The sequence below is a fragment of the Pseudomonas sp. SORT22 genome (genome assembly GCF_018417635.1).
Classification (GTDB): Bacteria; Pseudomonadota; Gammaproteobacteria; order Pseudomonadales; family Pseudomonadaceae; genus Aquipseudomonas.
In genome coordinates this window covers 1,263,654-1,278,108 of record NZ_CP071007.1, presented here as the reverse complement: position 1 = coordinate 1,278,108, position 14,455 = coordinate 1,263,654, and the positions used below count along the sequence as shown (strand labels likewise).

10 protein-coding genes are annotated in these 14,455 nt (G+C 64.0%); 7 read left to right on the top strand and 3 right to left on the bottom strand.

What is annotated here, in order from left to right; all coding sequences use genetic code 11:
- Positions 1-2 precede the first annotated feature (2 nt).
- The 3 genes from JYG36_RS06055 to JYG36_RS06045 all read left to right on the top strand — a co-directional run bounded on the left by JYG36_RS06055 (position 3) and on the right by JYG36_RS06045 (position 6,344).
- Positions 3-3,155 (top strand): efflux RND transporter permease subunit, encoded by a 3,153-nt coding sequence (locus JYG36_RS06055; protein ID WP_093379949.1) that lies wholly within the window; start codon positions 3-5, stop codon positions 3,153-3,155.
- On the top strand, positions 3,152-4,606 hold the full coding sequence (locus tag JYG36_RS06050) for an AdeC/AdeK/OprM family multidrug efflux complex outer membrane factor (protein WP_045197503.1): 1,455 nt from the start codon (positions 3,152-3,154) through the stop codon (positions 4,604-4,606). Before JYG36_RS06055 ends, JYG36_RS06050 begins: the two co-directional genes overlap by 4 nt.
- A gap of 490 nt (positions 4,607-5,096) precedes the next feature.
- Positions 5,097-6,344 (top strand): OprD family porin, encoded by a 1,248-nt coding sequence (locus tag JYG36_RS06045; protein WP_371128636.1) that lies wholly within the window; start codon positions 5,097-5,099, stop codon positions 6,342-6,344.
- Between the two features lie 84 nt (positions 6,345-6,428).
- On the opposite strand, the gene JYG36_RS06040 is transcribed toward JYG36_RS06045, so the two are convergent.
- The gene (locus JYG36_RS06040) at positions 6,429-7,334 is read right to left on the bottom strand and encodes a TauD/TfdA dioxygenase family protein (protein WP_093379944.1); all 906 of its coding nucleotides are present in this window, start codon (positions 7,332-7,334) and stop codon (positions 6,429-6,431) included.
- Between the two features lie 182 nt (positions 7,335-7,516).
- Here JYG36_RS06040 and JYG36_RS06035 point away from each other — a divergent pair, with 182 nt between their 5' ends.
- Positions 7,517-8,443 (top strand): LysR family transcriptional regulator, encoded by a 927-nt coding sequence (locus tag JYG36_RS06035; protein ID WP_093379941.1) that lies wholly within the window; start codon positions 7,517-7,519, stop codon positions 8,441-8,443.
- On the opposite strand, the gene JYG36_RS06030 is transcribed toward JYG36_RS06035, so the two are convergent.
- Positions 8,400-9,446 carry an ABC transporter substrate-binding protein gene (locus JYG36_RS06030; RefSeq protein WP_093379938.1) on the bottom strand — a complete coding sequence of 349 codons (1,047 nt, stop codon included), beginning with the start codon at positions 9,444-9,446 and terminating at the stop codon, positions 8,400-8,402. The genes JYG36_RS06035 and JYG36_RS06030 overlap by 44 nt on opposite strands.
- A 279-nt stretch (positions 9,447-9,725) precedes the next feature.
- Between JYG36_RS06030 and JYG36_RS06025 the strand changes: the two genes are divergently transcribed.
- Genes JYG36_RS06025 through JYG36_RS06015 form a run of 3 tightly spaced genes read left to right on the top strand, consistent with a single transcriptional unit; the run spans position 9,726 to position 13,753 of the window.
- Entirely contained in the window at positions 9,726-11,321 is a 1,596-nt protein-coding gene (locus tag JYG36_RS06025) for an ABC transporter permease (RefSeq protein ID WP_213603365.1), read from the top strand.
- Entirely contained in the window at positions 11,318-12,142 is an 825-nt protein-coding gene (locus JYG36_RS06020) for an ABC transporter ATP-binding protein (RefSeq protein WP_045197491.1), read from the top strand. Before JYG36_RS06025 ends, JYG36_RS06020 begins: the two co-directional genes overlap by 4 nt.
- Positions 12,143-12,151: 9 nt before the next feature.
- Positions 12,152-13,753 (top strand): arylsulfatase, encoded by a 1,602-nt coding sequence (locus JYG36_RS06015; RefSeq protein WP_045197488.1) that lies wholly within the window; start codon positions 12,152-12,154, stop codon positions 13,751-13,753.
- On the opposite strand, the gene JYG36_RS06010 is transcribed toward JYG36_RS06015, so the two are convergent.
- Complete coding sequence (locus JYG36_RS06010; protein WP_045197486.1) at positions 13,725-14,414, bottom strand: Crp/Fnr family transcriptional regulator; 690 nt, start codon at positions 14,412-14,414, stop codon at positions 13,725-13,727. The genes JYG36_RS06015 and JYG36_RS06010 overlap by 29 nt on opposite strands.
- Positions 14,415-14,455: the final 41 nt, after the last annotated feature.

Here is a 14,455-nt window from a genome sequence, read left to right as displayed (position 1 = left end):
CCATGTCGAGATTCTTTATCGATCGCCCGATCTTTGCCTGGGTGATCGCCTTGGTGATCATGCTGGTCGGCGCCTTGTCGATCCTCAAGTTGCCGATCAACCAGTACCCGAGCATCGCGCCGCCGGCCATCGCCATCGCCGTGACCTACCCGGGCGCTTCGGCGCAGACCGTGCAGGACACCGTGGTGCAGGTGATCGAGCAGCAGCTCAACGGTATCGACAACCTGCGTTATGTGTCGTCGGAAAGTAACTCCGACGGCAGCATGACCATTACCGCGACCTTCGAGCAGGGTACCAACCCCGATACCGCGCAGGTCCAGGTGCAGAACAAGCTCAACCTGGCCACCCCGCTGCTGCCGCAAGAAGTGCAGCAACAGGGTATCCGCGTGACCAAGGCGGTGAAGAACTTCCTGCTGGTGATCGGCCTGGTGTCCGAAGACGGCAGCATGTCCAAGGACGACCTGGCCAACTACATCGTCTCCAACATGCAGGACCCGATCTCGCGCACTGCCGGTGTCGGTGACTTCCAGGTATTCGGTGCGCAGTACGCCATGCGCATCTGGCTCGATCCGGCCAAGCTGAACAAGTATCAGCTGACTCCGGTCGATGTGCGTACCGCCGTGGCCGCGCAGAACGTCCAGGTGTCCTCCGGCCAGCTCGGCGGCCTGCCTGCCCTGCCGGGTACCCAGCTGAACGCCACGATCATCGGCAAGACCCGCCTGCAGACCGCCGAGCAGTTCGAGAAGATCCTGCTCAAGGTCAACCGTGACGGCTCCCAGGTGCGCCTGAGCGATGTCGCCGAGGTCGGCCTGGGTGGTGAAAACTACGCAATCAGCGCCCAGTTCAACGGCAAGCCGGCCTCTGGCCTTGCGGTGAAACTGGCCACCGGCGCCAACGCCCTGGATACCGCCAAGGCCCTGCGCCAGACCATCACCGACCTGGAACCGTTCTTCCCGGAAGGCATGAAGGCGGTGTTCCCGTATGACACCACGCCAGTGGTGACCGAGTCGATCAGCGGGGTAATCCACACCCTGATCGAAGCGATCGTGCTGGTGTTCCTGGTGATGTACCTGTTCCTGCAGAACTTCCGCGCCACCATCATCACCACCATGACCGTACCGGTGGTATTGCTGGGTACGTTCGGGATTCTTGCGGCGTTCGATTTCAGCATCAACACCCTGACCATGTTCGGCATGGTACTGGCCATCGGCTTGCTGGTGGACGATGCCATCGTCGTGGTGGAGAACGTCGAGCGGGTAATGTCCGAAGAAGGGCTGTCACCCAAGGAAGCGACCAAGAAGTCCATGGGCCAGATCCAGGGCGCCCTGGTCGGTATCGCCCTGGTGCTGTCGGCGGTACTGCTGCCCATGGCCTTCTTCGGCGGCTCCACCGGTGTGATTTATAAACAGTTCTCCATCACTATCGTCTCGGCCATGGCCCTGTCGGTACTGGTGGCACTGATCTTCACCCCGGCACTGTGCGCGACCATGCTCAAGCCGATTGCCAAGGGCGAGCACCACGTTGCCAAGCGCGGCTTCTTCGGCTGGTTCAACCGCAACTTCGACCGCAGCGTGCGCAGCTACGAGCGCGGCGTCGGCAACATGCTGCGGCACAAGGCCCCGTACCTGCTGGCCTACCTGCTGATCGTGGTCGGCATGATCTGGCTGTTCACCCGCATTCCGACGGCGTTCCTGCCTGAAGAAGACCAGGGCGTACTGTTTGCCCAGGTGCAGACCCCGGCCGGTTCCAGCGCCGAGCGCACCCAGGTGGTGATCGACGAGATGCGCAGCTACCTGCTCGACAAGGAAGCCGATACCGTTGCCTCGGTGTTCACCGTCAACGGCTTCAACTTCGCCGGTCGCGGCCAGAGCTCGGGCATGGCCTTCATTATGCTCAAGCCATGGGGCGAACGTTCGGCCGAGAACAACGTGTTCAACCTGGCCAACCGTGCCCAGCAGCATTTCTTCAGCTTCCGCGACGCGATGGTGTTCGCCTTTGCCCCGCCTGCAGTACTGGAGCTGGGTAACGCCACCGGTTTCGACGTGTTCCTGCAAGACCGTGCCGGTGTCGGCCACGAAAAACTGATGCAGGCGCGTAACCAGTTCCTCGGCATGGCTGCGCAAAGCAAGATCCTCTCGGCAGTGCGCCCGAACGGCCTGAACGATGAACCGCAGTACCAGCTGACCGTCGACGACGAGCGCGCCAGTGCCCTGGGCGTGACCATCGCCGACATCAACAACACCCTGTCGATTGCCCTGGGTGCCAGCTACGTCAACGACTTCATCGACCGCGGTCGGGTCAAGAAGGTCTACATCCAGGGTGAAGCCGGTGCACGGATGAGCCCGGAAGACCTGCAGAAGTGGTTCGTGCGCAACGCCGCCGGCGAGATGGTGCCGTTCTCCTCCTTCGCCAAGGGCGAGTGGATCTACGGTGCACCGAAGCTGTCGCGTTACAACGGTGTCGAAGCCATGGAAATCCTCGGTGCACCAGCCCCTGGCTACAGTACCGGTGAAGCCATGCTTGAGGTCGAGCGCCTGGCCGCGCAACTGCCGGCGGGTATCGGTTACTCATGGACGGGCCTGTCGTACGAGGAGCGGCTGTCCGGCTCCCAGGCGCCAGCGCTGTACGCCCTGTCGCTGCTGATGGTGTTCCTCTGTCTGGCAGCGCTGTATGAAAGCTGGTCGATCCCGATCGCGGTCATGCTCGTGGTACCGCTGGGGATCATCGGTGCGCTGCTGGCCACCAGCCTTCGCGGGTTGTCCAACGACGTGTATTTCCAGGTGGGTCTGTTGACCACCATCGGCCTGGCGGCGAAGAACGCGATCCTGATCGTCGAGTTCGCCAAAGAGCTGCACGAGCAGGGCCGCAGCCTGATCGACGCGGCCATCGAAGCCTGCCGGATGCGTCTGCGGCCGATCATCATGACCTCGCTGGCGTTCATCCTCGGCGTGGTACCGTTGGCCATTTCCAGCGGTGCAGGCTCGGGTAGCCAGCACGCCATCGGTACCGGGGTGATCGGCGGCATGATCACCGCCACGGTACTGGCGATCTTCTGGGTGCCATTGTTCTTCGTAAGTGTGTCGTCGCTGTTCGGTAGCAAGAAGCCCGAAGAGGACGCCACCCCTGAAACTCCACGCTATGAGGCCGGGCAATGAGTAAGTCCCTGTTGTCCCTGGCAGTAACCGCTTTCATTCTTGGCGGCTGCTCGCTGATCCCTGACTACCAGACCCCGGAATCGCCGGTGGCCGCGCAGTGGCCGCAAGGCCCTGCCTACTCGCCGACCGAGTCGGCCGAGGTGGCCGCCGCCGAACAGGGCTGGCGTCAGTTCTTCCATGACCCGGCGCTGCAGCAATTGATCCAGACCGCGCTGGTCAACAACCGCGACCTCAAGGTCGCGGCGCTGAACATCGATGCCTACCGTGCGCAATACCGCATCCAGCGTGCCGACCTGTTCCCGGCGGTTTCGGCCAATGGCAGCGGCAGCCGCCAGCGGATGCCGGCGAACATGTCGCAAACCGGCGAATCGGGCATCACCAGCCAGTACTCGGCGACCCTCGGGGTCAGCGCCTATGAGCTGGACCTGTTCGGCCGGGTGCGCAGCCTGACCGAACAACAGCTGGAGAACTACCTGTCCAGCGAAGAAGCCCGGCGCTCGACGCAGATCAGCCTGGTGGCCAGTGTGGCCAACGCCTACTTCACCTGGCAGGCCGACCAGGCACTGCTCAAGCTGACCGAAGACACCCTCAAGACCTACGAGGAAAGCTATCAGCTGACCGCGCGTAGCAATGAAGTGGGGGTGGCCTCGGCTCTGGACCTGAGCCAGGCACGCACCTCGGTTGAGGGCGCGCGGGTCAAGCTGGCGCAGTTCCAGCGCCAGGTTGCTCAGGACCTCAACAGCCTGACCGTGCTGCTCGGCACCGGCGTGCCGGCCAACCTGCCGACCGCGCAGAAGCTCGACAGCGACCTGCTGGCCGAAGTGCCGGCGGGCCTGCCGTCCGACCTGCTGCAACGCCGGCCAGACATCCAGGAAGCCGAACACCTGCTCAAGGCCGCCAATGCCAACATTGGCGCCGCCCGCGCAGCGTTCTTCCCGAGCATCAGCCTGACCGCCAATGCCGGCACCCTGAGCCCGGACATGGGCGGCCTGTTCAAGGGTGGTTCGGGCACCTGGCTGTTCCAGCCGCAGATCAACCTGCCGATCTTCAACGCCGGTGCCCTGCGCGCCAGCCTCGACTACTCGAAGATCCAGAAGGACATCAACGTCGCGAAATACGAGAAAACCATCCAGACCGCCTTCCAGGAAGTCTCCGATGGCCTCGCCGCGCGCCAGACCTTCAACCAGCAGTTGCAGGCCCAGCGTGATCTGGTTGCCGCCAACCAGGACTACTACCGCCTGGCCGAGCGTCGCTACCGCATCGGTATCGACAGCAACCTGACCTTCCTCGACGCCCAGCGTCAGCTGTTCAACACCCAGCAGTCGTTGATCAGCGATCGCCTGTCGCAGCTGGTCAGCGAGGTCAACCTGTACAAGGCCCTCGGTGGCGGCTGGTACGAGCAGACCGGTCAGGCGCAGCAGCAGGCAGCGGTCCAGACGCCGAAAGGCTGAGTCCCTGTGCTGTAGAAGAGCCCACCCTTGGCGGTGGGCTTTTTATTATGGTTATTTGGGGAGTTCCGGGTGTAGGGTTTAGATGTGGGTTTGCGAGCTTATCCATTCGTTGTGGCGCTGCTGCTTGCCCCTTCCGCCTTTACGGCGGCCTACTTTTCTCTTGGGAAGAAGTAGGCCGCCGTAAGGGCGGAAGGGGCCGGCAGCCGCGCCACATCAAATGGATAAGCTTGCAAACCCAACCACAAAAATCATAGATCTCAGGATTGCATGAAGAGCCTTTTGTAACCCCGGGCCAAGGAATTAACCAAACAGTTACCGTTCGATTATCGCCCAATTCCGCCCGTAACGAATTGATTCATCCCCGCCCGCCGCCGCACCATCGCTTCGCAGCTTTTCCAAAGCGTACTCCCAAAGATCGTAGCCCGGCCTGTGACCTCCAAGCGTCGCAGCGGATGGCTTCGGCTTACATAAAAACAAGAGACAACTGACGATGACCACACCCGCACGACACCTGCTTCCCGGCTTGCTGGCCATGACTTGCGCCCTGCCCGCCCTCGCGGCCGAAGGCGGCTTTGTCGAGGACGCCAAGGCCAGCCTCAACCTGCGCAACTTTTACATCAACCGCAACTTCGTCGACCCGGCCAACCCCCAGGGCAAGGGCGAAGAATGGACCCAGAGTTTCATCCTCGACGCCCGCTCCGGCTTTACTCAGGGCCTGGTCGGTTTTGGCGTGGATGTATTGGGCCTGTACTCGGTCAAGCTCGATGGCGGCAAGGGCACAGCGGGTACCCACCTGCTGCCGGTGCACGATGATGGCCGCCCGGCCGACGACTTCGGCCGCCTGGGGGTGGCGCTGAAGGCGAAGATCTCCAACACTGAGCTTAAGGTTGGCGAATGGATGCCGGTGCTGCCGATCCTGCGCTCCGACGACGGCCGCTCGCTGCCGCAGACCTTCCGTGGCGGCCAGCTCACCTCGCAGGAAATCGCCGGCCTGACCCTGTATGCCGGGCAGTTTCGCGGCAACAGCCCGCGTAACGATGCGAGCATGGAAGACATGTCGATGAACGGCCGCGCGGCCTTCACCTCCGACCGTTTCAACTTTGCCGGTGGCGAATACAGCTTCAACGACAAGCGCACGATGATCGGTTTGTGGAACGCCGAGCTCAAGGACATCTACAACCAGCAGTACCTCAACCTGGTGCACAGCCAGCCGCTGGGCGACTGGACCCTGGGCGCCAACCTCGGCTACTTCATCGGCAAGGAAGACGGCGCCGAACGCGCAGGCAAACTGGACAACCGCACTGCCTCGGCAATGCTCTCGGCCAAGTACGGCGCCAGTACCTTCTATGTCGGCCTGCAGAAAGTCAGCGGCGACGATGCCTGGATGCGGGTAAATGGCACCAGTGGTGGCACCCTGGCCAACGACAGCTACAACTCAAGCTTCGACAACGCCCAGGAGCGCTCCTGGCAGTTGCGTCACGACTACAACTTCGCCGCCCTCGGCGTGCCCGGGCTGACCCTGATGAACCGCTACATCAGCGGCGACAACGTGCATACCGGCGCCATCACCGATGGCAAGGAATGGGCGCGGGAATCGGAGCTGGCTTATGTAATCCAGTCCGGGACCTTGAAGAGCCTGTCGCTGAAATGGCGCAACTCGACCATGCGCCGGGACTACAGCACCAACGCCTTTGACGAGAACCGGCTGATCATCAGTTATCCGATCGGTATTCTCTGAATCTGCTGCTACGCCAGTTCCCACAGGTATTTGGGACACCTGTGGGAGCGGCGGTGCGACGACTCGACTTGACCCGCGATGGCTTCAAGCCCCGCGAGTCGTGCGGCTGCGCTGCCCGGCAACCCCCACCGGCACATCGCCCTGCAAAGTCACCCGGCGCACCACCCGGCCCTGGGTGCCATAGTCGTCCACTGCGTAATGCTGGGTCGCGCGGTTGTCCCAGATCGCTACGTCACCGGCCTGCCAGCGCCAGCGTACGGTGTTTTCCAACCGGGTGACATGGCTTTGCAGCAGGTTGAACAAGTGCGCGGAGTCGCTCTGCGAGTAGCCCTTGATGCGTTTGACGAAGTGCCCCAGCAGCAGGTTTTTCTCGCCGCTGACCGGGTGCACGCGCACTACTGGATGCTCGGTTTCGTACACCGTCGAGGTGAAGACCTTGCGGTAGTTTTCCAGCTGCTCAAGGCTCACGTTGGGTTTGGCGGCGGCGTAGTCGTACTCGTTGCTGTGCACCGCCCAGAGCTGGTCCGCCAAGGCCTGCAGCTCAGCGGAAAGGTCCTGGTAAGCCGTGGCGGTGTTAGCCCAGACGGTATCGCCGCCGGATTCAGGTGCCACCACCGAGCGCAGGATCGACGCCTTGGGGTAGGCATCGACGAAAGTCACGTCGGTGTGCCAGGAATTGGCCCGGCGCCCTTCGCCACCATCAAGCTCAAGCAGGTAGCGGGTGCCTTCGCGCACCGGCACGGTCGGGTGGGCGATCGGCTCGCCGAGCAGGTGCGCGAAGGCCTCCTGCCCCTGGTCATCAAGGTGGGTCTGGGCGCGGAAGAACACCACCTTGTACTGCACCAGCGCAGCCTGGATGGCCTCGATCACGGCCGGTTCAAGGTCGGCGCTCAACTGGACGCCACGAATCTCGGCACCGATGCGCCCGGCCACCGGGTGAATCTCCAGGGTATGGGTGACAGGTACTACGGCGCGTGCGGCATTGCTCATGGTTTGACCCTCATCTGGCTAGGTTGCGCTAAGTGCCGATGAAAGCTCTGCTCTATTGATATACAAATAAGCTCTAACAAATAAGCAGATGCTTCATTGACGGAATAAGAGCTTGCATTTAAAACCTGAGCCTGCGCGGCGGCAAATACCTTCGCCGTATTTTTGGAATGCCGGGAAAGCATATGGATCTTCGCCAACTGCGTTACTTCATCGCCCTCACCGAACACCGCAGTTTTGTCCGCGCCGCCGATGCCATGGGCATCACCCAACCGGCTTTCAGCCGCAGCATCCAGGGCCTGGAACAAGAGTTTGGCTGCGTGCTGATCGATCGCGGCAACAAGGACCTGCGCCCCACCCCCGAAGGCCAGGTGGTGCTGCAACACGCCCTGCGCCTGGTGCAAGGCGCGGCTCAGCTCAACAGCGAGGTGCAGCAGATGACCAAGCTCGATGCCGGCGAGCTGCGCTTTGGCTGCGGCCCGGCGCCGGCAGTGCACCTGGTGCCGCAGGCGGTGGCGCGCTTTCTCGCCGCCCACCCTAAGGTGCGCACCTGCTTCGACGTGGATAACTGGGAAAAACTCAGCCGCGCGCTAAACCGTGAAGAGATCGAATTCTTCGTCGCCGATATCCGCCACTTCGAGGCCGACCCGAACTTCCAGACCCAAGCGCTGAGCCCGCGCCGCGGCCTGTTCTTCTGCCGCCCGGGGCACCCGCTGCTGGCCAAGGACAGCCTGTCGACCAACGACATGTTCGACTACCCGCTGGCCACCACCCTGATCCCGCCGGGGGTGCGCAAGCTGCTGGCCAACCTCAGCGGCAAGACCGACTTCGCCCCACAGGTGCAAACCGAGCACCTGCCGACCCTGGTGAAAATCGTGCTGGGTACCGATGCCATTGGCATCGGCACCGAAGAAGCCTTTGCCGAGGACATCGACCACGGCCGCCTGGTGCGCCTGCACTGGCGCAACCTGCCGGCCAACCTTGATAGCCTCAACGCCCGCTGCGGCATCGTCAGCCGCAGCGGATACCGCCTCTCGCCCGCCGCCCGGGCAATGATCGAAACCCTGGTCAGCCTCGATCGGCAGCCAGAGGTGCAGGTGCTGGCCGGATAGCCTGCGGTGCCAGCCACTGATCGACCTTGAACCCTTTGCGGATCAGCCGCTGCTCGGCGGCCAGGTCCACTGACGCCTGCAATTTGCTCAGGAAGTCGGCATCCAGGGTCGAGGGGAAGATCTTGCTCAGTTGCTCATCCTGCAAGTCTTGCTGGAGGATCGCCGGCGGGTAGCTGGCCAGCCCCGAAACCAGCTGGATATAAGCGTCCTTGTTGTCGTCCTGGGTCAGCCAGTGCACGGCCTGCTGCTGGGCGGCCAGCAGTTTTTCCACCAGTTCGGGATGCTCGTCGACAAAGCGCCCGGAGCCCACCAGCACCGCCTGGACATTGCCGGCGCCGCCCAGGTCGCGGGTATTCAACGGCAGCTCGGCCAGGCCGCGTTGCTTGAGGGCGCTGATGCCGGTCGAGCCCCAAGTGGCGTCGATCTGCCTGGCGGCCAGGGCGGCAATCGCCGCGTTGAAATCCAGGTTGATGACCTTCAGGTCCTTCTCGCTCAGGCCCTGGCTGGCCAGGGCGGCGTCGAACGACAGCTGGGTGGCGGTGCCGCGGAACACCGCCACGCGCTTGCCCTTGAGGTCTTGCAGGGTCTTGATGTTGCTGCCCGGCGCCACCCCCAGGTAGTGCTTGATGCCGCGCCCGGTGGCGGCCAGCAGGCGGGTGTCGAGGCCATTGGCCTTGCCGATGATCGCCGCCAGGTCGCCAAGGTAGGCGAAGTCGACCTGGCCGTTGGCAAAGGCCTCGTTGATCACCGGACCGGCGCCCTTGAAGTAGTTCCACTGGATGTGGATGCCATCGGCGGCGAAGGCTTTTTCCAGCAGTTGCTGGTCGCGCAGCACGTCGGTCACACCGCCACCGGAATGCTGGGTGCCGGCGCTCAGGTCAGGCACGGCGATGCGGATTTCCTTGACCTCGCCAGCCAGGGCCAGCGGCGGCAGCCAGCCGACCACCGCGGCCAGGGCGGGAACGGCAAACAGGTTGAACACACGGTTGATCGACAGGTTCATGGCACGCGACTCCTGGTAATGGTGCGCCCACGCTACCGACAACCCGAACCATTAAATAAATACTAATAAATTACATTTTAATAACCTGTAAGCATAAATACCGCAGCACGTGCCTTGCAGCGTGCCATGCATCAGACACAAGAAAAATATGCTTCGAATGCATTGGCTGCGGGTTATGGCAGCGGCTTTAAATGCAGGTTCTTATCACCTAAACGCATTGAAACTCACCGAATAATTCAATTTAAGAATAAGCAAATAGCCAATGTGCGGAGGTTTTCCATGGCCCGAGCTTCACTTTCCAGCCTGCCACTGGCAAGCCCCCCAGGCCGGACGCGACGGTTCGGCGGCCTGCCCCTGCGCCGCCTGCAAGCCTGGTATCTGCCGCTGTCATTGGCCGCCCTGTGGTGGCTGGCCAGTCGCAACCAGTGGATGAGCGAACAGATACTGCCAGCGCCGAGCCTGGTCTGGCAGAGCGGCCTGGAACTGGCCCAGGGCGAGCTGTGGACACACCTGGCGATCAGCCTGCAACGCCTGGCCCTGGGCCTGCTGCTGGGGGTTGCCAGTGGCGCCTTGCTCGGCGCCTGGCTGGGGTTCAGCCGTCGCGCTGAACGCCTGGTGCTGCCGACCTTCAATGCCCTGGCGCAGATCCCGACCCTGGCCTGGGTGCCGCTGTTCATGGTGCTGTTCGGTATCGGCGAGGTGCTCAAGCTGGTGGTGCTGGTCAAGGCGATCATCGTCCCGGTGACCCTGCACACCCTGGTCGGCGTGCGCGATGCCCAGCCACGCCTGCGCGAAGCGGCGACGGTACTGCGCCTGCCGCCGCACCTGTTGATCAGCCGGCTGATTTTTCCGGCGGCCCTGCCGGCCTTTCTCGCCGGCGTGCGCCTGGCCCTGGCCACAGGCTGGACTTCATTGCTGGCGGTAGAGCTGCTGGCCTCCAGTGAAGGCATCGGCTACCTGATGGTCTGGGCCCGGCAGCTGTTCATGCTCGATATCGTCTTCGTCTGCATCCTGGTCATCGGCCTGCTGGGTTTTGTCATGGACCGTGGCTTGGCTTGGCTCGACCGGCGCCTGGTGCACTGGCCGCACCCGCCCAGCGCCGAGCTGCGGGTGTCGCGCTTGCAAGGTGGCCAGCGCCTGCAGGCGTTGCTGCTACCGTTGGCGCTGCTGGTGCTGTGGCAACTGGCCAATCAGCTGGACTGGGTCGACACGCAGATCCTGGTCGCCCCGCTGCAGGTCTTGCAGACCACCTGGGACGGCCTGCTTGACGGCTCGCTCAGCGGCGCACTGGCCATCAGTGTCGGCCGGGCACTGGGCGGTTTGCTGCTCGGCGGTGGCCTGGGCTTCGCCCTGGGCCTGTGGCTGGGGCTGTCGACGCCTGCCGAACGCCTGCTCGGGCCCAGCCTGGCCGGCTTGCGGCAGATCGCAATCTTCGCCTGGGTGCCGCTGCTGACCGCCTGGTTCGGCCTTGGTGAACTGGCCAAGTGGGTGTTCGTTGGCCTGGCGGCGTTCTTCCCGCTGTTCATTGCCACCCAGCGGGCGGTGGCCAGCCGTTCGCCACAGCTGGAGGAAGCCGCCCGCGTACTGCACCTCGATCTGCCCCAGCGCTTGCGCCGGCTGGTGCTGCCGGGCGCGGCGCCGGGGATTTTCGCCGGCCTGCGCATCAGCCTGATCTACGCCTGGCTGGGCACCATCGGCGCCGAGTATTTCATGCCTTCGGGCGGCGGTATCGGCAGCTTGATGATCGGCGCCCAGCAACTGCTGCGCATGGACATCATCATGGCCGGGATGCTCCTGGTCGGCCTCACCGGCGCCCTGCTGGGCGCCCTCGGACAACACCTCGAATTGCGCGCCACGCGCTGGAGACGAGCATGAACGCCATCGCCCCTGCCCTGGTCAGTTTCAATCAGGTCGGCAAACACTTCGCCGTTGCTGGCGGCGAGCTGGAAGCCATCCGCGACTTCAACCTGCAGATCGCCGACGGTGAATTCGTCGCCATCGTCGGCGCCAGCGGCTGCGGCAAATCCACCCTGCTGCGCCTGCTGATCGGCCTGGACAACGACTACCAGGGGCAGATCCTGATCGATGGCAAGCCGCTCGATGGCATCGGCAGCGAACGCGGCATCGTCTTTCAGGAGCACCGGCTGTTCCCCTGGCTAACCGTTTCGCAAAACATCGCCCTGGGCCTGGTCAACGACCCCTTGAACAACGAGCAGCGCCAGCAACGCATCAACCAGTACATCGCCCTGGTGGGCCTTGAGGACTTCAGCCAGGCCTACCCGCACCAGCTGTCCGGTGGCATGGCCCAGCGCGTGGCGATTGCCCGCGGCCTGGTGGCCAGCCCGCGCATTCTTCTGCTCGATGAACCCTTCGGCGCCCTCGACGCGCTGACCCGCCAGCAGATGCAGGACGAGCTGCTGGCGATTCGCGAGCGCGCGCGCATCACCACCCTGCTGGTGACCCACGATGTCGAGGAAGCGCTGTTTCTTGCCGACCGCGTGGTGGTGCTGGAGCCGCGCCCGGGGCGGATCAAGCGCATTGTCGAGATCGACCTGGCGCACCCGCGCCAACGCGCAAGCCTGGCCTTCCACCGCCTGCGCGAAGACCTGCTGCACGAACTGACCGCCGACGCGCGCTACCTGCCACCGGCGCAGGAACAGATCCGCGACCTGCCCTTGACCTACCTTGCCTACTGAGAACCGACCATGAGCCAACGCCCCAACTTTCTGGTCATCGTTGCCGACGACCTGGGTTTCTCCGATATCGGCGCCTTCGGCGGCGAAATCGCCACGCCGAACCTCGACGCGCTGGCCACCGCCGGCCTGCGCCTGACCGACTTTCATACCGCGCCGACCTGCTCGCCCACCCGCTCGATGCTGCTCACCGGCACCGATCACCATATCGCCGGCATCGGCACCATGGCCGAGGCGCTGACCCCGGAGCTGATCGGCAAGCCGGGCTACGAAGGCTACCTCAACGACCGCGTGGTGGCCTTGCCGGAGCTGCTGCGCGATGCCGGATACCAGACCCTGATGAGCGGCAAATGGCACCTGGGCCTGACCGCCGAGCTGGCGCCCCAGGCCCGCGGCTTCGAGCGCTCCTTCGCCCTGCTGCCGGGCGCGGCCAACCACTATGGCTTTGAACCGACCTACGACGAACACACCCCGGGCCTGCTCAAATCAACGCCGGCGTTGTACATCGAAGACCAGACCTTCATCGACGAACTGCCCAAGGATTTCTATTCTTCCGACGCCTTCGGCGACAAGCTGCTGCAGTACCTGAAGGAGCGCGACCAGAGCCGGCCGTTCTTCGCCTACCTGCCGTTCTCGGCGCCGCACTGGCCGTTGCAGGCGCCGGCCGAAGTGGTGGCGCGCTACCAGGGCCGCTACGACGCCGGCCCCGAAGTGCTGCGCCAGGAGCGCCTGGAAAAACTGCGCACGCTCGGCCTGATCGCCGCCGACACCCAGGCCCACCCGGTCGACAACCACTGGCACAGCCTCAGCGACGAGCAACGCCAGCGCTCGGCGCGGGCCATGGAGGTGTACGCGGCGATGGTCGAGCGCATGGACTGGAACATCGGCCGGGTGCTCGACTACCTGCGCAACCAGGGCCTGCTCGACAACACCCTGGTGCTGTTCATGTCCGACAACGGCGCCGAAGGTGCGCTGCTCGAGGCCTTCCCCAAGTTCGGCCCGCAACTGGCCAGCTACCTCGACCAACATTATGACAACAGCCTGGACAACATCGGCCGGGCCAACTCCTATGTTTGGTATGGCCCGCACTGGGCCCAGGCGGCCACCGCACCGTCGCGGCTGTACAAGGCCTTTACCAGCGAAGGCGGGATTCGCGTACCGGCGCTGGTGCATTACCCGGCATTGGCACGCCAGGGTCAGATCAGCCAGCAGTTCAGCACGGTGATGGACATCACCCCGACCCTGCTCGATCTTGCCGGCGTGCGCCACCCCGGCAAGCGCTGGCGCGGCCGTGAGGTAGCGCCGCTGCGCGGTAAATCCTGGCTGGGTTACCTGTCGGGCGAGACCGAGCAAGTGCACGACGAAAACACCGTCACCGGCTGGGAGCTGTTCGGCCGCCGGGCCATTCGCCAGGGCCATTGGAAAGCGCTGTACATTCCCGGCCCGGTCGGCCCGGCCACCTGGCAGTTGTACGACCTGGCCAGCGACCCGGGCGAAATCAACGACCTGGCCGCAGTACAACCGGCGAAGCTGCAGGCGCTGCTGGGCGAATGGCAGAAGTATGTCGAGGAGACCGGAGTGATCCTCAGTCAGTCGCCGTTCCAGCCGGACTAGCCAGGGCCTGCAGGCGTGCCGGGTCGAGGATCTCGATCTCGCCATAGCCCAGGCGCAAGGCGCCTTCCTGCTGCAGCGACTTGAGGATCTGGTTGGTGGTCTGGCGCGACAGCGAGAGCATCAGCGCCAGTTGCTCCTGGGACAGTTGCAGCACGCGCCGGCTGCCAAGCAACTCGCCATAGCCGGCGGCGATCTGCAACAGCCTGTGGGCCACCCTCGGTGCGGCGGCCAGCAGGCTCTGCTGCTCCAGCGCAACAAACACCACGCGCAGTTTATGGCTCATCAACAAGGCCACGTCGCGCCAGTGCCGGGGCTGTTGATCGAGCAACTTCAACAGCGGCGCCTGGGGGATCCACAGCAACTGGGTCAGTCCTTCGGCCTGGGCGTCGTGGGTGCGCGGCTGGCCGTCGAACAGGCTGATCTCGCCGAACCAGTGCGGCGCTTCGATCAGGGTCAGCAGCGCCTCCTTGCCATCGGTGGCCACCGCGCCCACGCGCATCGCCCCGTCGAGCACCGCATACAGCCCGCACGGCGCATCGCCGCGCTGGAACAGGTATTGCCCGGCCGCCAGCTGACGCGGCCGGGCCAGTGCCAGCAGGCTATCCTGAAAGCTGGGAGGCAATGCCTGGAACCAGTGACCTTGCAGCAGGGTTTCGCGCATAGCGCCTCGAAGCTGAACTCTGTCGGCTAGCCGACAGACAG